The organism is Collinsella sp. AF04-24, assembly GCF_003465685.1.
GTDB classification, from domain to species: domain Bacteria; phylum Actinomycetota; class Coriobacteriia; order Coriobacteriales; family Coriobacteriaceae; genus Collinsella; species Collinsella aerofaciens_AP.
Genome location: NZ_QSBK01000001.1, coordinates 35504 through 61723, shown reverse-complemented (window position 1 = coordinate 61723; position 26220 = coordinate 35504). Strand labels below are relative to the sequence as shown.

Sequence of the window (26220 nt, the reverse complement as noted above, 5' to 3'; positions counted from 1 at the left end):
AAAGTGCAAGCACAGCCTACTAAAAAGGGAATGAATCGACACAAGGGCCCGCTCACCACGAGAGTGGATAATCTCCCGTTTTTGGCCCATGTTCGCGCTCAAAGTGGGAGATTATCCACTCTCGTCGAGCAAGCGTCCGAAAATCCTCGCTCGTGGCCCCTTTTCCTCCGTCCCCGAGAGATCGAAGCTCGTCTACCGAATGGTTGATGCGGCAGCGGTGCGCCCATGTCACACTCAGAGGTGGCCTGACCCACCTTGGAAGGAGCCTCCATGAGCCTTGACAACGTAACCCTGCGCGCCGCCACGCTCGACGACCTGGCTGGCATCGCCGCCATCTACAACCAGCTGTGGTGCAACACGCTGCGCAACCGCGGCGACGTCGAAGCTGCCGATTTCTGCGCGCGCTTCAACATTGCCATGCAGCTGCAGCGCTCCCCCATCGCGCTCGTCGCCGAGGCAGAGGGCCGCATTATCGCCGCCTGCTGCATCGGTATCTTCGAGGACGGCAAGCCGCGTACCAACCCCACGTGGGTACCCTGCTACGACGAGATGTTCGCCCAGGCAACCGAGATGGCAAAGACCGCCGATGCCAAACTCGAGGGCTCGCTCTTTGGCGACAGTCGCGAAAAGGCCACGGCCGATCGCTTTGCCGCCACGGGCGACGAGTATGCCCAGGGCCAGCTCAACCTGATCATCATTGTGCCCGAGTGGCAGGGCAAGGGACTCGGCCGCGAGCTCATCGACCTTGCGCGCGCCGAACTCGCCAAAGCCGGGTGCACCAAGTTCTTCCTGATGAGCGACTGCAACTCTGACTGGCAGTTCTACGAGCACCTCAACATGAAACGCATCCTGGAGGATCACAGCCAAGACACCGGCGACGGCTTTATCGTCTACATGTACGGAGGCGACACGCAGGATTAGCCTGAGTGCCGCCTCATGGGCTTTCTCCAAAACAGCCCAAACCAATCAGCCACGCCAAAAGGGACATGCCAAAAAGGGACAGGTTTATTTTGGCAGGTTTTATCTGGGAAAACGCCAACCGCCGCGAGGGGAGCTACTTGCCCTTGCGGCGGCCTTCTCGCCGAAAAACCAAGTGAGTAGACCTTTTGCAGGAGGCCGAGCACACTCCAAAACGCCACAGCTCTGACCTGCGGTTTTATTTAGCGTTTGTCGCGGTGTGCTCGACAGATCCAAAAAAGCCTACTCACTTGCATCTGAGGCGCACCGGATCGGCAAAAAACCGCCGCGAAAGGGGTCCGATCCTCTTCGCGGCAGTTGTTAATACGCCGAACTTGTTATCGCAAAAGCCAATCACGCGCCGAGACCACGCTACAGTCTTTCGACTCATACGTTGAATCCACGCGGGCCACAACATAGCGCGCATCTTTTGCAATGTCGATCTCATCGCATACAGCCTGTAAATGGCGGGCGTACTTATCGTGATACGTTCTGGATGATTTTATTTCGATAGCCTTGGGACTCCCTGAGTTTGTGCAGTCGAGCAAATCGATTTCTCGCTTGCCGTCGTCCCTATAGAAATACAACTCGGGATTCTCGCCCACGTTGAGATGGCTCTTCGCCGTTTCGGAAACGATGAGGTTTTCGAAAACTGCCCCCAGATAAGAGCTCTCCAAAAGTTGCTCCAGTGATCCAATTTTGAGCAAGTAGCAGAGCAGCCCCGTGTCGTAAAAATAAAGCTTGGGCGTTTTAGTCAAACGTTTCCTGGCATTTGCATAATAGGGCTGCAGTGAAAACGTCAGGTAGCTCTGCTCCAGGATAGACAACCAGCTTTTAATGGTCGATACGTTCACACCCGTATCTCGAGAAAGCGAAGATATATTAATGAGAGCACCGGCGCTCTGGGCAATTATGGACAGAAACTTATGAAACTCCGCTTTATTGCGCACGTCAAGCAAGCCCACAACATCGCGCTCAACATAGGTATCAATATAGCTGGGGAAATAAACCGAGGACGGCATTCCGGCGGAACGCAGGCGAGGGTATCCCCCTTCGAGCGCAAACAAATCCACTTCCAACTGCCCCTGCTGGCCCCTCTCCGCTTCTCGAAACGAAAATGGCAGCAATTTTAAGATCCCGACTCGCCCGGCAAGAGACTGGCCGATGCTTTTCATCATCAAAAAGTTTTGCGATCCCGTAAGGATGTATTGACCGGCGTCTCCCCGCTCATCCGAAACAACCTGAATCATCGAGAACAAATCCGGGGCGTATTGCGCCTCATCGATGATGAGTCCGCCCTTTCGGTTGCGGATAAAACTCACCGGATCCTCCAAGGCCGCGCGCCTCGTTTGGGGGTCCTCAAGCGTGACATAGGAATAGTCGGGAAAGGCATGCCTAACCAGCGTAGACTTACCGCTCTGCCTAGGCCCCGTCAACGACACAACAGGAAACCAACCCGCCATGCGAATGAGCAACTCATGCAAATCCCTGTTAATGTACTCGGCCATATCAACGCCCCTTATAACGCTGTTACCATAATCGTATAGTATCATTTGCCATAATCTTGCAGTAGCGTTTTCCATAATCTTGTAGTAGTGTTTTCCACAATCTTTTAGTAGCCCAGTTCAAAAACGTTATTTATAGAGCCGAAATCTCAGACCCTAAATAACAATAGCCACCACAATGGGAACTGTCCCCATTGTGGTGGCTTGCAGGCGAGTTGACTTATTCGACTATCGCGGGCTGGCCGTGCCCGAGTCTAGAGCGTGGCAAGTCGCTTGGATTCGCGGACGGCGAGGGCGATGGAGATAAGACCAGTGATGGCGTCAGCCGCCACCAAGGCAAACCAGACACCCTGAACGCCCATCATGTTGCCAAGCAGGTACATAAGCGGCACGGAGCAGATCACGTAGCGGAGCAGACCGGTGAACGTGGCGATACCCACCTTCTCAACCGCCTGGAAGTACATCGACATGGTCATGGCAAGATAGCCCAGGGCCACGGCCAGGATAACGATGCGCGTGGCGTTGGCGGCAACCTCGACGAGCGCCGGGTCGCTACCAGCAAAAAAGGCGCAGACCGGCGTTGCGGCCACCCATAGCACAGCAGACACCGCAGCAAGCGTCACGACCTGGTACTTAAGCGTGCAGGAGAGCGTTTCCTTGAGGCGCGCCCACGCCTTGGCGCCGGCGTTGAAGGCGGCAATGGGCTGCAGGCCGTACGAGAAGCACTGGGCGACCATCATGGTAATGTAGAGGATGTAGCCGTTGATCACACCAAAGGCCGCGATGTAGAGCGAACCCATGTCGCCGCCGAGCTGGCCAAGCAACGAGTTGGCAACGGTGTTGAAGATGAACGTGGCAGCTTGCACCAAAAAGAACGGGAAACCAATCTTGATGATCTGGCCGCAGATGGCCATGTCGAGTTTGAGGTCGGCGGCGCTGATCTGGAGCTGCGACTTCTTACCGCCGATGAACCAGAAGATACCGATGGCCCAGATACCGATGGAAAGACCGTAGTACACGCCAGCTCCCATAACGCCAAGCTTGAGCACAAACGTGGAAAGCGCAAGCCAGCAGATAGCGACGATGGCAGACACGGTCATGAGGTTGGCCTGGATCTGAACCTTCTCGTCCACACGCATGACGGCGGTGACCATCTGACCAATGACCGTGAGCGGCAGCAGCACGGAGAAGGTGCGCACGCCGGCAACGGTATCGGCCATGATGTCGGGCGTGGCGCCGAAGAATGCGCAGATGGGCTCGGTAAACACAGCCATCACCACAGCAAGCAGCACACTCACAATCGTGGTAAGCCAAAAACCCTGGCTAAACGCCTTGCTGGCGCCCTTAATGTCGCCGGCACCCAAAAGGTTGCCCACCACGGCGGGCACGCCGGTGCCAAACAGGTTGCCAAAGGCCAGGTTAATGTACTCGACCGACATGATGATCGAAACACAGGCCAGGCCGTGTGCACCCAGGCCCCAACCCATCACGAGGCCCTCAAGGACCACCATGATAATCTGGGCGAGCATACCCTGGCCGGTGATGATGGTGTACTTGCGCACCAGGCCGGGAATCGGCTGCGAGGCAAGCTCACGCTCCTCCTCAACAGCGGCGGTCGTTTCTTCTGCCATTGTTCTCCCCTTTCCATGAGAGATTGATGAATGGATGCATGAATGGATGGGCGGCACGCACAGGCTGTGGCACCGCCCAGCGATGCAGCAGCCCCGCTAGGCCTCGTAGACCACCTTGCCGGCAATCATCGTGAGATACGCCGTGGCCTCGAGGACCTCAGCCGGTTCGCAGTCAAAGAGGTTACGGTCGAGCACACAGATATCAGCCTGTTTGCCGCATGCGAGCGTACCGATGCGATCCTCGGCATGCATGGCGTAGGCGCTGCCGTAGGTGTAGGCGCGCAGGGCCTCGGCCATGGTGATGCGCTCCTGCGGGAACCACCCTTCTGGGTTGGAGCCGTCCTCGAGCATGCGGAAGACCGCGCCGTACACCTCCTCCATGGGCTCCAAGCCCACAACGGGGAAGTCACTGCCCAGGTGCACCACGGCACCGCTGGCAAGCAGGCTATGCAGGGGCCACGAAAGCGCAGCACGCTCGGGGCCCACGGCATCGTCCTTGGCAAGGTCAGCCATATCGAGCAGCATGTGCCACGGCTGCATACCAGGGCATATACCCAGCTCGGCATAGCGCGGCAGATCCTCGGGCTGAACCGTCTCGTTGTGCTCCATGGAGTGGCGGCAACCCCGCTTACCATGCAAGCGCTCGCCCTCCTCAAAGCAATCAAGCACAAAACGCACCGAGCGATCGCCGATCGTATGGACGCGCGTGTCAACGCCCCATTCCTGCGCCCTGACAATGGCGGCACGGATGCGCTCTGGATCCTCCGCGGGCTCACCGCAGGTATCGGGCGCGTTGGAATAGGGTTCAAGCATCCAAGCGGTGTGGTCGGAGCACACGCCATCAAGAAACTGCTTAAAGCCGTGCCACTCGACCTGCGTACCCGAGAAGGCGTATTTCTCCTTGATCTGCTCGAGCGTTAAGGACTCGTTTTCGAACAGATCGGTGTACAGGAACACGCGCAGTGGCAAGTCGCCCTTGGCATTAAGACCTGCCAACACCGCATACGGGTTTTCCATGCTCACAAACGTAGGATTGACCATGCCGACCGTAGTGATTCCCAGGGCATTGGCGCGCCGGGCGGTTTTTGCAAACGACGCGTCAACAACCTCGGGCGCTGGGTCGTAGACCTCGTCCATAAAGAAGACGCCGGCGTTGTTGGAAAACACGCCCGTCAGATTGCCCTCGGCATCCTTAAGGATCTTGCCGCCTGCGGGATCGGGCGTCTGCGAAGTTACTCCCACCTTGTTGATGGCGCAGGTATTGGCGCTAAAGGTATGCAGGTCAACCTGCTGCAGAAAGACCGGGCGGTCCGAGATGTACTCATCGATCATCGCGGCTGTGGGCATCTCGGGGACATCCCACTGGAACTGGATAATCTGGCAGCCCAGAATCCACTCGTTATCGGGATGGTCGGCCGCAAACGCCACGACACGTTCCATCGCCATCTCAAAACTGGTGCAGTCGATGAGGTTGACGGCAAAATCGGGGTCGGTCATAAACGCGCCCTGGGCAAAATGCGTGTGCGAGTCGATCAGGCCGGGCATGACGAGCTGGTCGCCAAAGTCGCGCACCTCGGTATCGGGACCGATAAACGGTGCCAGGTGAGCATCGTCACCGCAGGCAACAATCTTATCACCGCGCACGGCAACGCCGCCCTTAAACGGCTCGAGCCCATCGCCGGTAAAGACGGCGTTGCTCTTGATAACTACATCAGCCTTGTCCATGTGAGCCTCCTCAGGCATCTTTGGTTGCAACGCGGACGCACCGCCCGCGTGGGCACTCGGTTGGGAGCGTAGCGCTCCCGCATCGGCGCGTGCCTACAAGCCGTGCTCGGACGTCTGTCCCACGTCCGCGGCTTCGCGCTACACCCATTGATACACAGGGGCAAATCCGTGCCAAGGCCAGGGATCGCAAACGGTCAGTTTAAGCAGGTTTACACGCTTTACCTGCAGGTTTATTGTCTGAGATTATTACCGCGTCATTACGCCCAACGGCGTGCCCGCCCACACGGCAAGACCCGCATGCAAGGAAGAATAGGACTAGGAACGCCAAAAGGCATCTATGAGGTCATCTCGGTTGGAGACACCGCTTTTAACGTAGATGCGATGCAAGTGCGCCTTGACAGTGCCAGGGCTGATGACCAACTCGCTGGCGATGTTTTGGGCGTCGTTGCCCTTCAGCACCAGCGCGAGCACCTCCTGCTCGCGCCGCGACAGCTTATGGGCATCGGCATAGATCACAACGCGTGATGCTAGATCGTCCCCAGAGCGTGCGCTCTCGGCCGCCACGTCCTCATCGGCACGCGGATGACGGGCATACACGCGCAGGATATGGCTAAACTGGCAAAAGAGTTGGACCGCGCATGCCATGAGCAGCACGTTTTCGGAGATATTGCGCTCGGACAGATACCACAAAAAGAGGCTGATGACGGGGTTTTGAGAGTCGGGGCGACAGAGCAAAATCATGTAGGTGTCCTCGGCGATTACGCAAAACGCAAGAACGAGTGCCACCTTCCAAAAGAGCTTTGAGCGGTCGAGGTCGAGTTTCTCAACACGCGTGGCCCTGTGCCGGTAATGCCAGGCGGCATAGGCAAGACATCCTACATTGCCCAGGTCACGCGTGAGCCAAAAGAGATACTGCTGCATCTCTCCGGCAGCACCGCTGCGAGGCACCAGCACCAATTGCAAGATTGAAAACGGCACGATAGCAAGTCCGAGCATGCGCGACGTCGGCCTTTTGCGCAAGCGCGCAAACATCCACAGTACCACGCAGGCATAGATGGCAATACCGAGCACGCAGCGCAGCAAGGGGTGCTGCAACGGCTCGCTAAAGGTAACAGCGTAGTCGTATTTGAGCCGATTGTACTCGTCAAAAAAAATGACCGACATATCGAGCATGTAGAGCAAAAAGCCCGCCGCGGCCACCAGGCTGTCGCGACGGCGCGTCATGAGCCAAACCACCAATGCCACGGCACTGGTCACCAGAGCCACACCCATGATAATCGTGGTGTAGATATAGAACGCGAAACTCATGCCCGCCTCCCCTGTCTAGATGCCGTGAGGATGTTGACAGATTCTTTGCCGCAAGATTAGACTCACCGATTAAACGTACTGTATCGTTTAGATAAACAAGCTGTGTCTCACCGATGAAAGGAGATGCCATGGCGCCTATCGCACCGCTCAAAATACTCGTTGCCCCTGCCGCCAAGGCCATCGTCCACCTGTGCGACTCACTTACCTACAATGACGTCCCCTGTGTCGTCGAAGAGCGTTCGGACAGCTGCCCCTACCTGGGCCACGTCCCCTACTTTGCACCCAAGCTCGCATCTGATCCCGAGCAGCGTGAGCAGTAATCCAAGATGCATCTAGCACCGCACAACTCGCGGCGCTACTGTTTTGGTGCAAAGCGACCTGTCCCCCTTGCGCCAACGCCGGGATTGTCGATGCTGCGGCCGCGGCGCGATATGAGGCGCGAAACCTCGCCCAGCAACACGCCGATCACCACACCCATGAGGATCGGCAACTTTGCCATCTCGGCAGGTGAGCTGTTGAGCGGCACAATCGTAGCAACAATCGAAAGCACGAGCTCCACCACGGGAATCGCAAGCGCCACCGCGAGCACCTTGCCCTCGAAAGGCGCACGGAACACACGCGAGCGATTATCGTGCTTGCGCAGACGCCAAAACGCTGGGAACATGGGGATATAGCTCATGAGCAGAAAGACGACGTTCATCGAGAAGAAGACCCAAAAGACGTCGGAACCCTCACCCAGCGGAATCTGGAGCAGCAGCACCAGACTGGCAAAACAGCCGTTAATGAGCGCCGAGCCGTTGGGCATGCCGGTCTTTTTGGACACCAACGCAAAGGGACGCGGCATGTTGCCATGGCGCGCGGCATAGCTCGCTACGTTGTTGACGCCAAAGCTCCAGCAGATCATATTGGCGAACAGCGTCACCAAAAAGGCCACGCCCACGACCATCGTCAGCGGGTGGGTGCGCCCCACCATAGCGGCGACTGCGTCCACAATGCCCGAATCGAGTGAAAGATGCTCGGTGGGAACCGCGGCTCCAATGCCAATGCCACAGATGATGTAGATCGCCGCAATGGCCACGCCACCGGCAATAACCGCCTTGGGGATATCACGCGACGGGTTCTTCATCGTGCTGGCAAAGGTCGCGACCACCTCAAAGCCCATAAAGTTGAACAGGATAATCGATAGGTACGTCAACGAATTGGTGTCGCCCAGATCTGGAATGAAGGTCTTAAACGACATGTCGTTGGCAAAACCGTTGTTGCAGGCAAACCAGATGCCGATGATTCCCACCACGGCGGTAATGAGCACCTTGATGACGGCGCCGCCATCCATGACCCAATCGGCCTCGGCCACCGGCTGCATTGCCATGACCGTGACGCCCCACACAAAGGTAAGCTCGATGGCAATTCGGACCCCAAGCGAAAATTCGATGCCCCATACCGCATTGATGACACTGGGGAACATGCAGGCGATACTTGCCACCCACAGTGGAAAGTTGACCCAATAGCACCAGGAGCAGCGTGCACCCCAACGGTCTCCCAAGCCCAGGCGAACCCAGTCGTACAGGCCGCCCTCGGAATCGAACGCCGTACCGAGCTCGGCCACCACCAGGCCATAGGGAAGCAAAAACGTAATGATAAGGAAGATCCACCAGAAGAACTGCACGTTACCCATGGCAGATGCCGGAGCAGCCGCCTCGATGGTAAAGACAACGCAGATAACCGAGAGGATGACCTCGAACAGGGAGAACTTTTTACCTGCCATGGCACGCTTCCCCTACAGCAAAAAGGATGGCATCTGTACCGAAGGCGCAGCCCAAGGTAGGGTTGCAGGCCGCGTCACCGGTGCAGGTGCCATCCCAAAGAGAAGAGAGGATGCAATTGTTGGACCAACGCTCGCGGAACAGGCGCGTGTAGATAACGATACGCTGGTACATAGATACTCCGATCAAAACGGCCGCGATTGCGACCGGAATCTTTTGGCAATTGAAGACGCGTCTGACCTGGGATATTCAAGCGAACAATTGGCCTAACCCGCAATAAATCCCAGATCAGACGCGTACTCAATCAAAGAGGCGGGCACTCCGAAGTGGAGGCAACGGAGTGCCCAAAGAAAAACCCAGCCGACCAAGACATCGAATAAACCGACCATCAATGCCCCGAGATGGTCACGGTGCGATTCACCGACTGTCCGATTGATCGGCTGGGTTCCCGAAGCATCACGGCTCGGAAAGTCAGACGTTTACTCGGCGTTCTCAGGTGCGCCAGATTGGCGCGAACGAGGAGCGTAGCGTACTGACGCTACGTAAGCGACGAGTGAACGCCAAGGTGGCGTGCCTGAGTTACGCCGAGGGCTCCTGCTGGGTAATGCAGTGGATATTGCCGCCACCGAAGACGACCTGCTCGGACTGAACGCCGACGCACTTGTAGACACCCTCGCCCCAGACCTCGTCGTAGATCTTCTGGAGCGTGTCGACGGCCAGCTGGTCGTTCTCGTCGCCGTACTGCGGGACGATAACGCCGTGGTTGGTCACGAGGTAGTTCATGTAGGAGGCGATCAGCGGCTCGTCGGGGACGCGCGGCTCGGCGTTCTCGTCGGCGTCGATGGTGTCGCAGGAAGCCTGGTCCATGAACAGCGGGTTCACGGGCATGCAGAGCTTGTAGACCTTCATCTTGCGGCCCTTGGCGTCGACGGCGTTGGAGAGGGTCTCGTAGGCAGCGTGGCACTGCTCGTAGAACGGATACTCGGGATCGTCGGTCCAAATGCAGGCCATGACGCCCGGCGCGATGAACGTGGCGACGTCGTCGATGTGGCCGTTGGTCTCCTCGGGGTCGATGCCCTCCTTGACCCAGATGACCTTCTCGACACCCAGGTAATCCTTGAGGTGCTCGTCCATGTAGGCGCGAAGCTCCTCGCTCCAGGGCTCAAACTTCTTGCGGTACTTGGGCCAGATGGACTCGGGATCCTCTTCCTCCTCCAGAACCGCAGAGCAGGTGCGGCCCGGGGAAAGCAGGCACTGGTCGGTCACGACAAGGGTGCCCTCGCCGTCGACGGTGATGGAGCCGCCCTCGAGGATCATGTCGTCGGGACGATAGCGGCGGCAGCCGGAGAGCTCAGCCATCTTGAGGGCGATCTGCTCGTCCTTGTCCCACGGGAAGTACAGGCCGTCGACGAGGCCGCCGTAGGCGTTGAAGTGCCAGTGGTTGGCGCGCTTCTCGCCCTTGCCGTTGATGACGTAGGTGGCGGCAGTGTCGCGGAACCAGGCGTCGTCGGTGGTCATCTCGATGACGGTGACGTTCTCGTCGTTCTCGAAGACGGCCTTGCAGTTGGCGTAGTCGACCTGGTTGGCGCACATATAGACCGGGGTGAACTCGGAGATGGCGCGGGCGATGGCGGCATACTGCTTCTGGGCCGGCTTGGCGCCGTGGGCCCAGGTGTCGGTGCGGTGGGGCCAGCCCATCCACACGCGATCCTGCGGGGCGAACTCGGCGGGCATGAAGAAGCCGTCGGCCTTGGGGGTGGACTCGGACTCGGTGATCGTACGCATAAGATTTCCTCCAAATCGAACGATCGCTTGCTGCGGGCGGGTTACCCGCAGCCTAAAACCAAGAGATGGTAGGCGCCCGTTCCCCGGCAAAGGTCGGGGCGCCCGGTGCCGGTTTTCACGGAATCGCACCGGCAAGCGACGACGTAACCAAGTGCGCGGAGACAAAACGCACGAAGGATACGGAAGAGAGATTGGGGTGGGCGGTGGTTACCGGAGCTATCGCTCACACCCACCCCGGGGGAATGGTTAGCAAACCTGTCGCTTGGACACGCCTCCGAAGAGGCTAGAGTGCCCGGAGTCGGGAGCGACAAGCCCGACGAAGCGCGCGTTGGTACACGAGGAGGGTTGGAGCCCCAGAACCGGGTGCTCTAGTTCTCCTCGGCCTCGGCGGCCTCCTCAGCGAGACGCTGGGCTGCGAGCTCAGGGGTCAGACCCTTGTACTCGGTCTCGCGGCCCTTAGCGCTGACGACGCGGACGACCTCGCCGATGAGCACGAGCACGATGAAGATAACGATCATCGGGACCTTGTCGCCAATTTCAGCAGCGGAGAACGGGATCAGCGTGGCAACGATGGCAAGAACCAGCTCGATGCAGGGGGTGGCCAGCATGACCTTCATCATGGCGCCCTTAAACGGGAACGTGAAGATGCGCTCACGGTTGGGGTCGTTCTTACGAAGGTTGAGGAACGCCGGGAACATCGGGATGTAGGTCAACAGCAGGAAGACGACAGAGGTGCCAAAGAGCATCCAGAAGACACCGTTGGAGATGGCGTCGATGGGAACGAGCTGCAGGCACAGCACCAGGGAGGCAACGACAGCGTTGACCAGGTTGGCGCCGTTGGGCATGTCGTCATCCGAGATCATCGAGGCGAAGACCTTGGGCATGTTGCCGTGCTCGGCAGCGTAGCGAGCAACGGAGTTAACGCCGAAGGACCAAGCGGCCATGTTGGCGAACAGGGTGATCAGGAAGGCGATGCAGATGACCTTAAAGATCATGGAGTCGCCCACCATGGTCTGGACTGCGACGATCATGCCGTAGTCGGGATCGATGGAGTCGGCCGGCACGGCGGCGCCGATGCCAAAGCCAGCGAACAGGTAGATCACGGCGATGGACAGGCCACCGACGATGATGGCCTTGGGGATATCGCGAGCGGGATCGGCCATGTCGTCGGTCATGGTGCAGATGACCTCGAAGCCCATGAAGTTAAAGATGATGATCGACAGGTAACCGAGAGCGTTGGTGTTGGTGAGCTCGGGCAGGAAGGTGGCAGCGGACATGTCGTTCGCAAAACCGTTCTCCATGGCATACCAAATGCCCAAAGCGCCAACGATAACGGCGACGGCGACCTTGATGATGGCGCCACCGTTAAGGACCCACTCGGAGTCGGCCGCCTTGGAGCGGCCCATGAGATAGACGATCCACACAAAGGCAAGATCGATACCCATCTTGGCGATCAAGTTGAACTCGACGCCAAAGACCATGCCCAAAATGTCGGGGAACATGGTAGCCAGCGAGGCGATCCACAGCGGGTAGTTGACCCAGTAGTAGTACGAGATGCGGGCGCCCCATTTGTCGCCCAGGCCATCGCGTACCCAGTCGTAAATGCCGCCCTCGCCGTCATAGGTGGTACCGAGCTCGGCAACAACCATGCCGTAGGGAAGCAGGAAGGTCAGGATCAGGAAGATCCACCAGAAGAACTGCTGGTTGCCAATGGCAGCAGCAGGAGCGGCGGCCTCGCAAACGAAGACGACGCAGATGATGGTCGAAATGACCGTCAAAAAGGAAAGCTTTTTCTTTCCGTCGCTCATGATGAGCTCCTTCGCTCAGTCTTGGACAGATCCGAGGCCCAAGGTACTAAGGCAATTGCCTGAGCCTCGGTGAGCGGGCGACAGGAGACGAGCATCCGCCGCCCGCAAACGTGCGTTTAGCGGGCTTAAGGCTTAGAGCTGCTCGAGAGCCTCGAGAGCGGCGTGAAGCTCGGCCTTGGCGGAGTACTCGACACCCTCGTCGTTGAGCGGGGTGCGCTTGCCCAGGGCAGCGAGGAGAGCACGGATGGAGTGCTTGCGGTTCTCGGCCTCGACCCAGCACAGGGAGCGCTCGGGATCGTCCATAACCTCGTCGACGACTTCCTCGTTGCGAGTGGCCGGCAGGCAGTGCATGAACTTGGAGTTGGGGCCGGCGAAGTTCATCATGTCCATGGTGACCTGATACTTGGGGTAGAACACGTCCATGTAGTTCTCGCCCGAGACCTCCTCGTCGTACAGGCCATACCACACGTCGGTGTAGATGAAGTCGGCGCCCTTGATGCACTCGATGTCGTCGGAGATGACGACGGAGCCGCCGGAGACCTTGCAGTTCTCCTCGGCGATGGCCATCATCTGCTTGCCGAACTCGGCGCGCTCCTCAACGGTGCCAACGTGCAGGCCGCCGTCGGGGATCTGGTGGCCCCTGGGTCCAAACTGGACAAACTTCATGCCGACCTTGGAGGCGATGAACATGAGGGAGACGCAGACCTGGGTGGCGTCGCCGATGAAGGCCAGGGTGCAGTCCTCGATCTTCTTGCCCTCGGGGAGGTTCTCGAGCATGGTCATGAGGTCGCCCATCTCCTGCGTGGGATGGTTGAACTCGGACATGCCATTGATGACGGGCACGGCGGAACCCTTGGCGAGGCCGACGACGTCCTTGTGACGGTCAACGCGAGCCATCATGATGTCGAGCAGGTCGCCCATGACGCGAGCGGTGTCGCCCAGGGACTCGTGGCCACCGAGCTGAATGGTGCCAGGGCCATAGAACTGAGCGTGGCCGCCGAGGTCGCACATGGCGGTCTCGAAGGAAAGACGGGTGCGGGTGGAAACCTGCTGGAAGATCATGCCAAGGCTCTGGTTGCGGAGCAGGTGCGGATAATAGCCGTCAACCTTGATGGCCTTCTTCATTGCCAGGCCAAGATCCTCGATAGCCAGGATCTGCTCTTTGGTGAAGTCGTTGGTGTCGATGAAATCCTTAGGCAGCGCCATGTCGATTCCTTTCCGCCGGTCGTGCCGACTATTGCTATGAGGCGCTCGAACATCACGCCTCGTGTTGACAAGACCATCATTCACCCGTATGCAATTTTTACCTAGTTTATTCGGGATTAAAGACCGTTCACGGAGTTACATCCCCTCTAAACCAATATAAACCCGCAGGTAGCCAGCTTGCAGGGGGTTTACTATCTAGAACCGCGAACGGTATACGGCTATGCTGTATCTCGGCGCCTAATCCGCAATGGAACGAAGGGTTGAGACGTCTATATCCCACAAGGTATACAGGGCTCGGCCATAGATGAAATGAGATGGGACGGTGGCAGATGAACACCCTGATGTTCTTCTATACCCTAGCGATACTCGTGATCTGTATTGTGACGGCAGTGCTTTCGCTTGCCGCCTATGCCTCGTCTCGTCGACGCTTCTTTATCTATGGCAGCGGCGTTTTTATTTGCTATGCCATCGAGATGACCGAGATCTTCTTTTTTGAATACACGTTGCAAAACCAGAGTTTTCCAGCCAGCGACTATTACTCAATTACCATGCCTGTGTTGCGGACCCTTGTGGCGACCGCTTCACAAGCTTTTATCTGGCTCATTGCCATGGACTTGCTCGACAAACATTCAAAAAAGCAGTTTGTTATTCCCGTCGCAACGTTCTTCCTGAGCGAGCTGCTGATCATTGTCGCTGTCCCCTACGGCCCCATACATCAATGGCTCTACTACACGATGCGTCAGGTATTCCTTGTATTTGTGGGACTGTATATCTTTTGGACGGCGCATAAAAGCACGCAGGTCGAGCTTAAGGCGCGCGTCAACAATCAACGAAAGCACCTCATTATCGGCGCCATTCTGGTCGGGTGCATCGTTGCCGAGGATTTCTACAACATCCTTGTTGTTCCCATGAACCTGGCACCCTCTTGGCTGCAGCTGTACCTGTCCGAGCGCAACTTTAGCGAGAACATCTTTGCGTGCTACTTTGCGATTCTGCTGATCATCTATGCCTATCACGTGCTTTCGATTCGCATGCAGGAGGCGCCCGAGGAAAAGAACGTCAGCGATCTTGATCGACACATCGAAGAGCAGATGCCCTTCTATCGCAACGCCTACAAGCTCTCCAACCGCGAAACCGAAGTCATGCGTCTGGTTGTGTTGGGCAAATCGAACCAAGAGATCGCTGACGAGCTCTTCCTTGCCGTGGGTACCGTCAAGACCCACATCCACAACATCCTGGTCAAAACCGAGCAGCAAAACCGTACGACCCTGATCCTCCACTTTTGGAAACGATAACCTACCAAAAAGGGACAGGTTTATTTTGGCAGGTTTTATCTGGGCAAATGCCAAAACCGCCGCGAGGGAGTTACTTTCCCTCGCGGCGGTTTTCTAGCAGTAAAACCAAGTGAGTAGGCTTTTGGCGGGATGCCGAGCACGCCCCAAAACGCCACAGCCCTGACCTGCGGTTTTGTTGAGCGTTTGTCGCAATGTGCTCGGCAGATCCAAAAAAGTCTACTCACTTAGTTTTGAGATGCATCAGGCGGGCAAAAAACCGCCGCGAAGGGGGCCCGGCTTCCTTCGCGGCGTTTGTTCGCTGTGGTTATGCGACGGTTTTGCCCGTCTGTTACTCACTGTAGCGGGTGGCGATGGCAGCTTGTACCATGCCGGCGCTTATGAGGTACGTTACCAGGAAGTAGCCACCATAGGCCGCCAGGAAAATCGCGCAGGTGAGGCCCACGGTGCCGGCGATGCTCATATCTCCGAATATGCTCACCAGCTCGATGATCACCTTGAGCGCCACAAAGGAGTGCGCCAGGCCCACTGCCAGCGGGAACAGGAAGAATACCGCTTGCTGCGCCATCACCGAATGGCGAATCTGGCGGTCGTCACAGCCAATCTGTGCCAGCACACGATAGCTGCGGCTGCCGTCGGCCACATTGGAGAGCTGCTGGATCGACAGTATCGCCGCGCACGCAACGACCAGTACAAAGCCAATGTAGATGGCCAGATAGCTAATCATGCCGTTCATCTGCGCTGCTTGCGTGTACATCTCGGAACGCGTGATGAAGACTCCCCACGACCCCGGCTCCTTGCCGTCAACGAGCAGATTATCGAGCAAGGTGTATTTAATGCTCTCGTCTGCCTCGGTCGTATCCATACCCTGTTTGTAATTAACGAGCAGATCACTGGAATACGGCTGCAGATTAAGCTGGGACAGCAGCTCATCGGCTACGACCACGGTACCGGGATTGCTGCCCATCGCCGAGTTGGCGATGGCCGCCGTGTCCTCGTCCGACTTATCGGTTGCGGGCTTGAGCTCATGCCCGTCCAAGGTGAGGGTATGGCCGCCAGCCATATACTTGGTGTACAGGTCGCCCAGCTCACCGCCCATATCACACGTGAGCAGATACTGGTCGCGGCCAATGCTCACCGGCTCCTCGCCCATCATCTGGCGCAGTTTGTTGTACTGGCTCGCCGGCGTCACATACAGACCCATCGCATCGGCGTTGCTTCCCTCGAGCGCCTTGGGAAGCTTTTCTCCCATGGCCTTGCACATCTCACCCGCCACCACCGAGGGGCCCGAGCCGCCAAGCGGGTAACTCAGATACGAATCGATCTGCACATGCTCACCGGCAACATCGGCGATATTGACCTTCTTGCCTGTCTCATCGTTGTTGTCCGCCGACTTGCGCTCGCCATGCCATGCAGCGTACAAATCGACCGTTGCATCGGCCAGCACCATGCGATCGGCCTCAGACGGATTGACATACTCCTTGTAGTAGTCGAGCGTTTCGGGCGTGTAATAGACATACGTCTGAGACACGTCAACAGGGTTATAGCGCTCGAGGTTTTCGTTCATCACGTTGGCGATCGACATACCGCAGGTCACCGAGGTAATGGCCAGAAACAGGATCATCGCGATAACGCCCATCGAAAAGCACACCGTGTTGACCTTGGCCGCAAGCTGGCGCACGGTAAACATGTTGAGGCCGCGCCAATACACGCTGCGTAGGCTCTGCAGCAGCTTGATAAGCATGCCCGAAAGGCCCCAGAACAGGGCAAAGGTACCCACCGTAACCATGGCCGTGGTGATACCAAACTGGTTCATGGCCTCCTGCAGCTTACCCTCCGTCGCGGTGAGCGGGAACCCATCGCGCAACAGGCGGTAATAGGCCACGCCCACCAGCACCACGCCCACGACAAAGATGGCGATCGCAATCCAGGGGTTGCGCGTCTTGATGCTCTCGTTGCGCCGCTCGGCGCCCATAAGCTCGATGAGCTTGGTACGGCGCACGGCGCGAAGGTTCAGCAGTAGCGTAAGCACAAACATCACGAGCATGCAGGCAAGGGTCAGGTTGAACGCATGCATCGAGAAAAAGAAGTGGAAATTAGCGATCTGTGTCTTAAAGAGCGAGGCCGTAAAGAATGTCATGAGCTGGGAGAGCCCCACGCCCAGCACAATGCCGGCGACAAAGGCGCCGACCGAAACGATCACGGTCTCGAGCGCCATGATCGTGGCGACGCGCCCGCGGCGCATGCCGAGCACCTGGTACAGGCCGAACTCCTTTTTGCGGCGCTTCATGATGAAGTTGTTGGCATACACCATCAAAAAGGCCATGACGCCGGCCAAAAAGTACGTCAGGTAGCCGAGCATGCTGCCCATGAGCTCGGACAGTCCCTCCTCCTTGATGCCGGCAATGTCGACCTGCATCGAGACGGTATTGAAGGCATAGAAGACCGTGACACCCAGGGTGAGCGTCAGCAAGTAGACAAGGTAATCGCGGCCGGCGCGGCGGACGTTGCCCCAAGCGAGTTTACAGAGCATCGGAGCCCTCACCGCCCATCATGGCAACGACCTCCATAATGCGGTCGAAGAACTCTCGGCGGTCGGTGTCGCCGCGGCGCAGCTCGGTGAAGATCTTGCCGTCACGAATAAACAGCACACGGCTCGTGTAGCTGGCAGCAAAGCTGTCGTGCGTGACCATGAGCACCGTGGCGCGCAGGCGGCGGTTGAGGGCCTCTAGGCTCTCGAGCAGCAGGCGGGCGCTCTTGGAATCGAGGGCGCCGGTGGGCTCGTCGGCCATGATCATGGTGGGGTCGGTGACGAGCGCGCGAGCCGCGGCAACGCGCTGTTGCTGACCGCCGGACATCTGGTAGGGATACTTGTCGAGCACCTGGCTAATGGACAGACGCGCGGCTACATCCTGCACGCGGGTCGAGATCTCTGCCGAGTTTGTGCGGGCGATGGTGAGCGGCAGGGCGATGTTCTCGCGTGCCGTGAGCGTATCGAGCAGGTTGGAGTCCTGGAAGATAAAGCCGAGCTCCTCGCGGCGGAACTGCGAAAGCTTGGCCTGCTTCATGCGCGTCACATCCTGGCCGTTGATGCGGATGGTGCCACTCGTGGCGCTATCGATGGTCGAGACGCAGTTGAGCAACGTCGACTTACCCGAGCCCGAGGCGCCCATGATGCCAACAAATTCGCCGCGGTTGACGGTAAAGCTGACATCGTTGAGCGCACGGGTCACGTTGCCCAGCGCTCCATATACCTTTTCGAGATGCGCGACCTCCAGTACCGGGGTCGCCATGTGCGTGGTTTGCATACCGAGTCCTTTCTTGCGATTAGTCTACGGCATCTATAGTCGCAAGAAGCCGAGTCGGCTACCATCGATATGGCTTACGCTTGCCTTACCGTTGTGTAAGGTACGGGTAGCCACTCTGTTATGTGTTGATGTTGAGAGAGGGCTCCTGTTGAAGACTGTTCATGTTGCCGCCGGGATCATTCGCAAGGATGGATCTGACGAGCTACTTGCCGTGCAGCGCGGCTACGGCGACATGCAGGGACTCTGGGAGTTCCCAGGCGGCAAACTTCTGCGCGGCGAGACGCCCGAAGACGCTGTTCGCCGCGAGCTTATGGAAGAGCTGCAAGTAAAAGTCATCAATCTGCGTGATTTTTACACCGTTGAGTATGACTACCCCGATTTTCATCTCTCAATGGAGTGCTATTACTGCTCGCTGGCTAAAGAGTCCGGCGAGCCCCAGAAGCACGACCGTCAGCTCGATATCCGCTGGATTCCACGCACCTCGCTTGCCACGGTGGAGTGGATGCCCGCCGACAAGGGGCTTATCGATGCACTGATTGAGCTAAAGGAAGACCGGCTTGAGGCCAACGGCAGCACCAATGACGCCGAGGCCGCCACGGCTGACGAGCCTGCCGCCAAATCCAAGCGCAAACCTAAGCGCCGCAGCAAAAAGCGCCCCAAGCCCGGCCTGCTGGACGGCATCGACACCTCGGACCTTTCCGCCGACGAGCGCGAACTGGTGCGCCGTCGCGCCGCCATCAAAAAGTCCATGAAGGGCAACAAGCGCGCCAACACCAAGCCCGAGCTGCTCGTACGACAGCGCCTGCGGGCAGCGGGCCTTACGGGTTATCGCTTGGAATGGAAGGTTCCCGGCAAGCCCGACATCGCCTTCCCCGGGCGCAAGATCGCCATCTTCGTCAACGGTTGCTTTTGGCATCGCTGCCCTAAGTGCAATCCGAGCCAGCCCAAGCGCAATGTTGAGTTTTGGGAGGCAAAGTTCCGTCGCAACGTCGAGCGTGACCACGCTGCCGTGGCAGCACTCACTCAAATGGGCTGGACGCCCATAACTATCTGGGAATGCGAGCTCAAAAAAGATCACATCGACGCCACGATGGAAAAGGTCATCGAGCAGGTACGGGCTGCAGAGCCGCAGCGCTAACAGCGAGCATTCACACGCCCCACACAGGCGAGCCACATCCACGTCACAAACCTTAGAAAGCCCTTAAGCCCAAAACCTTTCAAGAGTGTTACTCGATACCTCTGACCTGCGGTTTCATCGTAATGCCAAACCTCATTAAGCCTTTCTTTAGCGCTTCTTTGCGACGGCCGCGGCATAATACTGCCAACGCACGGGACCTAGCAGCAAACCTCGCGCGCAATCTTTTGGTGGACATCGAGGAGGCCGCATAAGCATGCATTCTTCCAATGACGCAGCACAGCAGCCATCCCTAAAACATGCAAACCTTTTCTCCTTCCCCCCGACACAGAGAAACGGCCTCCCCGACTCCCCCACCACAAAAGCCAAACGCTCAACCGACCAGAGCCACAACTTGCGAGCATCCTTCGATAAGCTCCAAGCATCCCTAGACAAGGCGTTCCCCGAACAGGCAAGAGCAATCTAAGCCCATCGCGCTTTATACTGATGCCATGCGAAACATGGATCACATAGAATTGCACCGCGGAGGACGCGAGGAAGCGTTTCCCGAGACCGCCGAAGACTGGCCCTATATTGCCGAACGCGCAGAATTCGCTCGCTATCCGGGCAATTCCGTCCCCTGGCACTGGCATTCCGAAGTTGAGCTTTTCTACATGGAGCAGGGAGCGATTGACTATCGAACGCACGCGGCTCATGAGCACGTACGCTTTGAGGAAGGGTCCGCCGGCTTTATCAACGGCGGCGTTTTGCACAGCACGCTGCAATCACCCAATTCGGCGCCAGCCATTCAAATGCTGCATATCTTTCAGCCGTCGATGCTCGGCGATCCCGCGGGACGTCTCCAAAAGCGCTACATCAACCCATTGCTTCAATGTCGAGGCGTCGATGTGCTCAAATGGTCGCCCACCAATCCCGACGATATGCCCTTTATCGATTTGCTGAAGAGCTCCTTTAGCCACGACCTTCAACGGCCGCAGAACGAGATGGCGCTTCGAAATAGTTTGTCAGAGCTCTGGATTCAGATTAACGCCAAGACCGAACCGCTCTTTTCTTCCGACGGCGCCTCTTGGATGACCAGCCGCGACGTACAGTTCAAAGCAATCCTGGACTTTATCCGCGCAAACTATGCAGCCGCTATAGATGTGCCCCAGATGGCATCTGCAGCCGGCGTAAGCGAAAGAGAGTGTTACCGCATTATCGAAACTTGTGCAGGAACGACCCCGGCGGCATATCTACGCGCATACCGCATAAACCGTGCTTGCGAACTTTTGGCACACACCACGAGAACGGTACAGACAGTCGCGCGCCAATGCGGATTTATAACAGCAAGCCATCTTGGCCAGGTATTTAAAGAACAAATGGGGTGCACTCCTTCGAGCTATCGAGCAGCGAGGCAGAATCTCGATAGCACCAGGCAGAAATCCCGCTAGCCCTTCTTCTGTCACTGCATCAAACTTGCAGGCAAACAACAGAGAGGAGCAATCATATGAAGCACTTTGACCATATCGTATTTGACGTTGATGGGACATTGGCAGATACAGAAGAAAGCGTTCTGTCATCGCTTGTCCAGATTGTCCAAGAAGAGACCAGCAAAACGCTTCCCCGACACGAGCTTGACTTTGCCCTCGGCATACCCGGCAAGGATGCCCTTGAGAAACTTGGGATCTACTCGCAGGCAACGTTGGATCGCTGGTGCCAAGTTGCCGCCAGCTTTAAAAGCACCATCAGCGTGTTTCCAGGTTTGCTTGAAGTCATCGCAACACTCGCCGATAGCGGCTGCAAACTTGGCATCGTCTCCTCACGTGCGCGCGACGAATACGCAAAAGAAATTGCACCCCTTGGTTTCGATAAGTATTTTGAGCACATCATCCTTGTCGAAGACACAACCGAACATAAACCCGCACCCGCACCCATGCTCGAATATCTCCGACGTGCGGGCGCGAATCCTGGCAACGTCGTCTACGTTGGCGACACCGTCTACGACGAACAATGCGCAACTTCAGCAGGGGTCAGTTTTGCCCGAGCAGCATGGGGATCACACCAAGATATCCCAAACGCCACCTACAACCTCAAAACCCCCAACGACCTACTAACCCTAACAACCAAATAACCCACGCGCCCCACCCTTTCAGCCCTAACGCCACAAGGGCGATTGAACAGGACAGCTTGGGCGGGCCCCCGTACTTAGTTTCCAAAATCATTCCGCAGCGCGAAGGCTTCTTATTTTTTTTCAGACCTAACGCCACAAGGGCGACGACCTCGAGTAGGTCAACCTGGGAGGGACGAGGGCTTAGTCCCCCAATCTTTCCGCAGGGAGCAAAAAGCCTCGCCGCACGAAGTGCGCAGCGAGGCTTTTTGCATGCCCGAGGACGATTGGGGAACTAAGCCCTCGTCCCTCCCCGGGATATGTAGCGAGTCGGAGTACCCTTGCTGTTACTCTGCCTTGCCCACAGAGTTGAGGTTGGTCATGCGGATCTTAACCAGCTCGGTGATCTCACGCATGCCCTCCTTGGCCGGCTTCTTAGGATCGAAGCAAGCGGGGTTCTCGGCCATGTAGGCCATGAAGCCCTTGGTGTAGGCCTGACGCAGCTCGGTGGCGTAGTTGACCTTGCAGATGCCGTTCTTCACGGCCTCGGCAACCTGCTCATCGGGCACGCCGGAGGTACCGTGCAGAACCAGCGGCACGTCGACGGCGTCGCGAATGGCCTTGACCACGGACTGCTCGATGTGAGGATCGCTCGTGTACACGCCGTGGCTGGTGCCAACGCCAATGGCCAGCGAGGTGCAGCCGGTGCGCTCAACAAACTCCTTGGCCTCGGCAGGATCGGTGTAGGGGCTCTCGCCCTCAACCGCGGGACCGTCGTCCTCCTTACCGCCGACCTTGCCGAGCTCGGCCTCGACGGGCACGCCCATGGCGCGGCCAGCGTCGGCGACGGACTTGGTCAGGGCAATGTTGTCCTCGAAGGACTCGTGCGAACCGTCGATCATGACGGAGGTGTAGCCCGTGCGGAAAGCCTGCATGCAGCGGTCATAGCCATCGCCGTGATCGAGGTGCAGGGCGACGGGCACGGAAGCGCGCTCGGCGGCAGCCTTGACCATGCCGTAGAAGTAGTCCAGACCAGCGGTCTTGATGGTGCCCGGGGTGGTCTGCATGATGACGGGGGACTTGGTCTCCTCGGCAGCGGCCAGAACGGCCATAACAAACTCGAGGTTCTCGACGTTGAACGCGCCGACGGCGTAGTGGCCGGCCTGAGCGTCCTTGAGCATCTTTTCGGTGGTAACAAGTGCCATGAGCGTTTGCTCCTCTCCCTCGCCCGCATCTGGACATCGGGCGTACGTGTCCGCAAGGCGTTTTACCTTGCGTTTTGCTGCGCTCATTGTATGAAATTCAGCGGGTATGCATGTGCGAGATATTGAGCCCATGCAGGTCAATACAGTCGCTTTTGAAAAGTAAACGGAAGGAATTGGAGCTGAGTGGGCGTGTTCGATATTGAATTTTGGGCGTTAAACGTCTTTCTTTTATAGAAAAAGTAAGTAATCGAAAGGCGTTTTCTTACTTAAAAAGAAAATGAACGAAAATAGACTCAACACAATTCCCGCAAATATCAGACGATGATGGAGCGGATATGGCCTATGCAACAACCCGAGCTTTCGCCGATGAGCGGCGTGCCGCCATCATGGAGATGCTCGAACATAACGCCTCGGTGCAAGTGGCAGAAATCGCCCAGACCTTTGGCGTGTCCTCCGTTACCGCCCGTGCCGACCTAGACGCGCTCGCCGAGTCCGGCAAGCTGCGCCGCACGCATGGTGGCGCTGTGTCGCTCCAGAAGCGGCTGACCGTATCCACCCAGGATCGCCGCATCAACGTTAATGTCGCCGCCAAGCAGGCCATTGCCCAAAGCGCTATCAGGCTTGTTAACGACGGCGACACGGTGCTTGTCGACTCCGGCACCACCGCTCTCGAGTTTGTCCGCCTGCTCGACCAGCGCGATGGCATCACCGTCATCACGGCCGACATTACCATTGCCGATTACATCGACGAGAGCATGCCCTCAGTCGATGTCGTCATGCTGGGCGGGGCACTGCGCAAAGGCCATCGCTATCTGTACGGCCCACTTACCATGCAGGCGCTCCAAATGGTCCACGCCGATCTTGCCGTCATGTGCCCTGGCGCTTTCGTTCCCGGCTGCGGCTTTACCACCGACTTTCCCCAGATGGCTGAGACCAAAACGGCCATGATTGGCGCCGCCCGCCAAAGCGTGGCCCTCATGGACGCCAGCAAGGTCAACGGACGGGGCATGTACCGCTTTGCCGAGCTGACCGACGTCAACGCCATCGTGATGGACCGTGACCCCGATCACGCCGTCGCCACCTCAATCGCCGAGATCGTCGACAACGCCCGCCCAAATCTCCTCATCGCCGGCGCTTAAACAAAAACCACCACAAAGGTTCACCGTCCCCTTTGTGGTGGTTTGAGCGTTAAACGTGAACGTATCGCTACTTGGAGAGCTCGTCAGCGAGGGCCTCGATCTGAGCGCGCGAGGCGTCGTTGAGCGAACCCAGGACGGTCACCTTGTTCTGCGTCAGGGTGATGTCCTTCATACCCTCGAGCTCCTTGGTCATAATCTTGGCAGCTGCGGGCGCCCAGGAGCCGCCCTCGACGAGCGCCACCGTACGGTTCTGGTAGGCATGCTCGGCAAGCGTATGGATAAAGGTGCTCATGAATGGGAAGATCTCGCCCTGATAGGTAATGGAAGCGAGTACCAGACGGTCATAGCGGAACGCGTCCTCAACGGCCTCGGCCATGTCGTCGCGAGCCAAGTCAAAGACGGAAACCTTCTGGCCGCGAGCCTCGAGCGCAGATGCAAGCTCCTCAACGGCAGCCTTCAGATGGCCGTAGACGCTCGCGTAGGCAATGGTGATGCCCTCGTCCTCGGGCTGATAGCTCGACCAGGTGTTGTAGGTGTCGAGGTAGTAGCCCAGGTTCTCGGTCAGCACGGGGCCATGGAGCGGGCAGATGATCTGGATGTCCAAATCGGCGGCCTTCTTGAGCACGGCCTGCACAAACTTGCCGAACTTGCCCACGATGCCAAAGTAGTAACGGCGCGCCTCGCAGGCCCACCCTTCCGGATCCTCGATGTCGTTGGCGCCAAACTTGCCAAAGCCGTCGGCACTAAAGAGCACCTTGTCGGTAGCCTCGTAGGAGAAGAGTACCTCGGGCCAGTGAACGTTGGGGGCGCCGACAAAGGTCAGGCTGTGGCCACCTAGATCAAGCACGTCGCCCTCTTTGACAACCATCTTGCGCTCGGGGAAGTCGGTGCCAAAGTAGTTGACCATCATGCGGAAGGCGCCCATGCTTGCCACAATCTGCGCCTGGGGATAGCGCTCCATAAAGGCGGCGATACCGGCGGAGTGATCGGGCTCCATGTGATGGATGACCAGGTAGTCGGGCGTGCGGCCGTCGAGTACGGTCTCGAGGTTGCCGAGCCACTCGTCGACAAATCCGCCATCGACCGAATCGGCGACAGCGATCTTCTCGCCCAAGATAACGTAGCTGTTGTATGCCATACCGTTCTCGGACACGTCGTACTGGCCCTCGAACAGGTCGATGTCATGATCGTCAACGCCAATGTAGCGGATATCCTTGGTGATCTCCATCAGGCAAAGCCTCCTAGATAGACAAATGAACCCGTCTATCATAGCACTCGCCTTCATAGTCACGGCTATCTGCCGGCATCCTTACCGATTGTTATTGATATGCAACGCCGAGCCGTTGACCTGCGAAAACTATGCGCGCGGCGCTGCCGTGGTGTGTCGAACGATGAGCTGACCGGGAATACGAATGGCGACGGTTTTGTCCGATGCCCCCGCCTTGGGAACTGCGCGCTCGAACACCTCGCGCCCGCGCTGATGCAGATCGAATCGAACGGTCGTGAGCTCGTTATGTGCGACAAAGTCGTCGAGCGAGTCATCGACGCCCACCACGCTCACGTCCTCGGGCACGCGCAAGCCGCTATCGCGCAGCGCGGCAATGGCGCCGTTTGCCATCTGGTCGTTTGCCGCGTAAATCGCCGTCATGGTGCGGTCGTGCTCAGCCAAGTACCGAGCGGCCTCGTAGCCGCTGTTGGCAGACCAGTCGCCCTCGAGTGGCGCCTGCGGCTTAATGTGCTTGCGCTCGAGTGCGTCCTGCCAGCCGGCGCGACGAAACTGTTCGTCAACCGAAAAGGACGGGCCACCGATAAAGCGAATCTGCTCGTGTCCCAGCTCAAACAGATGATCCATGAGCAGCAGCGAGCAACCGTAATGATCGGAGTCGACCGTAGTCACCCGCGGGTGCGCGTACATGGTAACGATAACCGTTCCAATGCCCGGCAACGGATCGAACGTCTCAAAATCGGGCGCTATGCGACTCATGCCGATGATGATACCGTCCACGGGCAGCGCGGCCATACGACGCGTGGCCTCGGCAAGCGAAAACTCCTCGGTCTTGGACATCTCGACCAGCGTGATGGCGCAGCCGTGCTCGCGGGCCGCGCTGGCAATGCCGTCGATCATCGTCAGGTTGCCAAACTTGGTGACATCGTTGACGCACAGGCCGACCGAATGGTAACGACCATCGCGCAGCGAACGACCGGCATAACTCGGACGGAAGCCGAGCTCTTGCATCGCGGCCTGCACGCGCTGGCGCGTCTGCTCGTTAACGTTGGGCAAGCCGTTGGCGACGCGCGAAACCGTCTGCTGCGAAACGCCAGCAGCGCGGGCGACGTCGGCCATGGAGACCGGACGCGTACCTGTAT

Annotated in this window: 21 protein-coding genes; 8 read left to right on the top strand and 13 right to left on the bottom strand. The window is 58.0% G+C overall.

All coding sequences use genetic code 11. From position 1 onward, the window contains the following. Positions 1 to 270 precede the first annotated feature (270 nt). A complete protein-coding gene (locus DWV32_RS00265) occupies positions 271 to 921 on the top strand; it encodes a GNAT family N-acetyltransferase (protein WP_089572363.1) in 651 nt (216 codons plus the stop codon). Positions 922 to 1295: 374 nt separating this feature from the next. On the opposite strand, the gene DWV32_RS00260 is transcribed toward DWV32_RS00265, so the two are convergent. The 4 genes from DWV32_RS00260 to DWV32_RS00245 all read right to left on the bottom strand — a co-directional run bounded on the left by DWV32_RS00260 (position 1296) and on the right by DWV32_RS00245 (position 7126). After that, a complete protein-coding gene (locus tag DWV32_RS00260; protein ID WP_199408734.1) occupies positions 1296 to 2465 on the bottom strand; it encodes an ATP-binding protein in 1170 nt (389 codons plus the stop codon). A gap of 251 nt (positions 2466 to 2716) precedes the next feature. Next, positions 2717 to 4093 (bottom strand): MATE family efflux transporter, encoded by a 1377-nt coding sequence (locus DWV32_RS00255; protein WP_089572364.1) that lies wholly within the window; start codon positions 4091 to 4093, stop codon positions 2717 to 2719. A 96-nt stretch (positions 4094 to 4189) separates the two neighbouring features. Continuing rightward, positions 4190 to 5818 (bottom strand): amidohydrolase, encoded by a 1629-nt coding sequence (locus tag DWV32_RS00250; RefSeq protein WP_158566020.1) that lies wholly within the window; start codon positions 5816 to 5818, stop codon positions 4190 to 4192. A gap of 315 nt (positions 5819 to 6133) precedes the next feature. Next, positions 6134 to 7126, bottom strand: coding sequence for a helix-turn-helix transcriptional regulator (locus tag DWV32_RS00245; protein WP_117756852.1), 993 nt, complete (start codon positions 7124 to 7126; stop codon positions 6134 to 6136). A gap of 128 nt (positions 7127 to 7254) precedes the next feature. Between DWV32_RS00245 and DWV32_RS00240 the strand changes: the two genes are divergently transcribed. Then, positions 7255 to 7446 (top strand): hypothetical protein, encoded by a 192-nt coding sequence (locus DWV32_RS00240; protein WP_117756851.1) that lies wholly within the window; start codon positions 7255 to 7257, stop codon positions 7444 to 7446. A 35-nt stretch (positions 7447 to 7481) separates the two neighbouring features. On the opposite strand, the gene DWV32_RS00235 is transcribed toward DWV32_RS00240, so the two are convergent. Continuing rightward, a complete protein-coding gene (locus tag DWV32_RS00235) occupies positions 7482 to 8891 on the bottom strand; it encodes an APC family permease (protein WP_117756850.1) in 1410 nt (469 codons plus the stop codon). Here DWV32_RS00235 and DWV32_RS10095 point away from each other — a divergent pair. Further along, on the top strand, positions 8890 to 9159 hold the full coding sequence (locus tag DWV32_RS10095) for a hypothetical protein (protein WP_147325424.1): 270 nt from the start codon (positions 8890 to 8892) through the stop codon (positions 9157 to 9159). The genes DWV32_RS00235 and DWV32_RS10095 overlap by 2 nt on opposite strands. 309 nt (positions 9160 to 9468) lie before the next feature. Here DWV32_RS10095 and DWV32_RS00230 read toward each other — a convergent pair whose 3' ends face one another. From DWV32_RS00230 to ptcA, 3 genes are all read right to left on the bottom strand, one after another. Beyond that, positions 9469 to 10674, bottom strand: a complete 1206-nt coding sequence (locus tag DWV32_RS00230; protein WP_022094159.1) for an agmatine deiminase family protein — start codon at positions 10672 to 10674, stop codon at positions 9469 to 9471. A 368-nt stretch (positions 10675 to 11042) separates the two neighbouring features. Beyond that, positions 11043 to 12482, bottom strand: coding sequence for an APC family permease (locus DWV32_RS00225; protein ID WP_117756849.1), 1440 nt, complete (start codon positions 12480 to 12482; stop codon positions 11043 to 11045). Between the two features lie 132 nt (positions 12483 to 12614). Beyond that, positions 12615 to 13688 carry a putrescine carbamoyltransferase gene (gene ptcA, locus DWV32_RS00220; protein WP_117756848.1) on the bottom strand — a complete coding sequence of 358 codons (1074 nt, stop codon included), beginning with the start codon at positions 13686 to 13688 and terminating at the stop codon, positions 12615 to 12617. Between the two features lie 329 nt (positions 13689 to 14017). Here ptcA and DWV32_RS00215 point away from each other — a divergent pair, with 329 nt between their 5' ends. After that, on the top strand, positions 14018 to 14983 hold the full coding sequence (locus DWV32_RS00215; protein WP_158566019.1) for a response regulator transcription factor: 966 nt from the start codon (positions 14018 to 14020) through the stop codon (positions 14981 to 14983). 328 nt (positions 14984 to 15311) lie between these two features. Here the strand turns inward: DWV32_RS00215 and DWV32_RS00210 are convergent, their stop codons facing one another. Both DWV32_RS00210 and DWV32_RS00205 read right to left on the bottom strand, forming a co-directional pair. Next, positions 15312 to 17513: an ABC transporter permease gene (locus DWV32_RS00210; protein WP_117756846.1), complete on the bottom strand. Its 2202-nt coding sequence runs from the start codon at positions 17511 to 17513 to the stop codon at positions 15312 to 15314. Beyond that, on the bottom strand, positions 17503 to 18288 hold the full coding sequence (locus DWV32_RS00205; RefSeq protein WP_006234847.1) for an ABC transporter ATP-binding protein: 786 nt from the start codon (positions 18286 to 18288) through the stop codon (positions 17503 to 17505). The genes DWV32_RS00210 and DWV32_RS00205 overlap by 11 nt, the downstream gene beginning before the upstream one ends. Positions 18289 to 18436: 148 nt before the next feature. On the opposite strand from DWV32_RS00205, the gene vsr reads away from it, so the two are divergent. The 3 genes from vsr (at position 18437) to DWV32_RS00190 (ending at position 21533) form a co-directional block, all read left to right on the top strand. Next, complete coding sequence (gene vsr / locus DWV32_RS00200; protein WP_117756845.1) at positions 18437 to 19426, top strand: DNA mismatch endonuclease Vsr; 990 nt, start codon at positions 18437 to 18439, stop codon at positions 19424 to 19426. 497 nt (positions 19427 to 19923) lie between these two features. Next, a complete protein-coding gene (locus DWV32_RS00195) occupies positions 19924 to 20853 on the top strand; it encodes an AraC family transcriptional regulator (protein ID WP_158564428.1) in 930 nt (309 codons plus the stop codon). Between the two features lie 56 nt (positions 20854 to 20909). Beyond that, positions 20910 to 21533, top strand: coding sequence for an HAD family hydrolase (locus DWV32_RS00190; RefSeq protein ID WP_089572377.1), 624 nt, complete (start codon positions 20910 to 20912; stop codon positions 21531 to 21533). A gap of 323 nt (positions 21534 to 21856) precedes the next feature. Here DWV32_RS00190 and DWV32_RS00185 read toward each other — a convergent pair whose 3' ends face one another. After that, positions 21857 to 22714: a class II fructose-bisphosphate aldolase gene (locus DWV32_RS00185; protein WP_022095149.1), complete on the bottom strand. Its 858-nt coding sequence runs from the start codon at positions 22712 to 22714 to the stop codon at positions 21857 to 21859. Between the two features lie 335 nt (positions 22715 to 23049). Here DWV32_RS00185 and DWV32_RS00180 point away from each other — a divergent pair, with 335 nt between their 5' ends. Continuing rightward, positions 23050 to 23853, top strand: coding sequence for a DeoR/GlpR family DNA-binding transcription regulator (locus DWV32_RS00180; RefSeq protein WP_117756843.1), 804 nt, complete (start codon positions 23050 to 23052; stop codon positions 23851 to 23853). A 67-nt stretch (positions 23854 to 23920) separates the two neighbouring features. Here the strand turns inward: DWV32_RS00180 and DWV32_RS00175 are convergent, their stop codons facing one another. After that, on the bottom strand, positions 23921 to 25081 hold the full coding sequence (locus DWV32_RS00175) for an FprA family A-type flavoprotein (RefSeq protein WP_187361794.1): 1161 nt from the start codon (positions 25079 to 25081) through the stop codon (positions 23921 to 23923). A 129-nt stretch (positions 25082 to 25210) separates the two neighbouring features. Further along, entirely contained in the window at positions 25211 to 26197 is a 987-nt protein-coding gene (locus DWV32_RS00170; protein ID WP_117756842.1) for a LacI family DNA-binding transcriptional regulator, read from the bottom strand. Between the last annotated feature and the right edge of the window lie 23 nt (positions 26198 to 26220).

Bases quoted from the DNA above. Each gene is read 5' to 3' on its own strand.
- DWV32_RS00180 (WP_117756843.1), top strand. From the start codon at position 23,050: ATGGCCTATGCAACAACCCGAGCTTTCGCCGATGAGCGGCGTGCCGCC.
- DWV32_RS00260 (WP_199408734.1), bottom strand. From the start codon at position 2,465: ATGGCCGAGTACATTAACAGGGATTTGCATGAGTTGCTCATTCGCATG.
- DWV32_RS00255 (WP_089572364.1), bottom strand. From the start codon at position 4,093: ATGGCAGAAGAAACGACCGCCGCTGTTGAGGAGGAGCGTGAGCTTGCC.
- DWV32_RS00195 (WP_158564428.1), top strand. From the start codon at position 19,924: ATGGATCACATAGAATTGCACCGCGGAGGACGCGAGGAAGCGTTTCCC.
- DWV32_RS00185 (WP_022095149.1), bottom strand. From the start codon at position 22,714: ATGGCACTTGTTACCACCGAAAAGATGCTCAAGGACGCTCAGGCCGGC.
- DWV32_RS00240 (WP_117756851.1), top strand. From the start codon at position 7,255: ATGGCGCCTATCGCACCGCTCAAAATACTCGTTGCCCCTGCCGCCAAG.
- DWV32_RS00190 (WP_089572377.1), top strand. From the start codon at position 20,910: ATGAAGCACTTTGACCATATCGTATTTGACGTTGATGGGACATTGGCA.
- DWV32_RS00245 (WP_117756852.1), bottom strand. From the start codon at position 7,126: ATGAGTTTCGCGTTCTATATCTACACCACGATTATCATGGGTGTGGCT.
- DWV32_RS00175 (WP_187361794.1), bottom strand. From the start codon at position 25,081: ATGGAGATCACCAAGGATATCCGCTACATTGGCGTTGACGATCATGAC.
- DWV32_RS00250 (WP_158566020.1), bottom strand. From the start codon at position 5,818: ATGGACAAGGCTGATGTAGTTATCAAGAGCAACGCCGTCTTTACCGGC.
- DWV32_RS00265 (WP_089572363.1), top strand. From the start codon at position 271: ATGAGCCTTGACAACGTAACCCTGCGCGCCGCCACGCTCGACGACCTG.
- DWV32_RS00230 (WP_022094159.1), bottom strand. From the start codon at position 10,674: ATGCGTACGATCACCGAGTCCGAGTCCACCCCCAAGGCCGACGGCTTC.
- DWV32_RS10095 (WP_147325424.1), top strand. From the start codon at position 8,890: ATGGCACGCTTCCCCTACAGCAAAAAGGATGGCATCTGTACCGAAGGC.
- DWV32_RS00210 (WP_117756846.1), bottom strand. From the start codon at position 17,513: ATGCTCTGTAAACTCGCTTGGGGCAACGTCCGCCGCGCCGGCCGCGAT.
- DWV32_RS00215 (WP_158566019.1), top strand. From the start codon at position 14,018: ATGAACACCCTGATGTTCTTCTATACCCTAGCGATACTCGTGATCTGT.
- ptcA (WP_117756848.1), bottom strand. From the start codon at position 13,688: ATGGCGCTGCCTAAGGATTTCATCGACACCAACGACTTCACCAAAGAG.
- DWV32_RS00170 (WP_117756842.1), bottom strand. From the start codon at position 26,197: ATGGCCGACGTCGCCCGCGCTGCTGGCGTTTCGCAGCAGACGGTTTCG.
- DWV32_RS00235 (WP_117756850.1), bottom strand. From the start codon at position 8,891: ATGGCAGGTAAAAAGTTCTCCCTGTTCGAGGTCATCCTCTCGGTTATC.
- DWV32_RS00225 (WP_117756849.1), bottom strand. From the start codon at position 12,482: ATGAGCGACGGAAAGAAAAAGCTTTCCTTTTTGACGGTCATTTCGACC.
- DWV32_RS00205 (WP_006234847.1), bottom strand. From the start codon at position 18,288: ATGCAAACCACGCACATGGCGACCCCGGTACTGGAGGTCGCGCATCTC.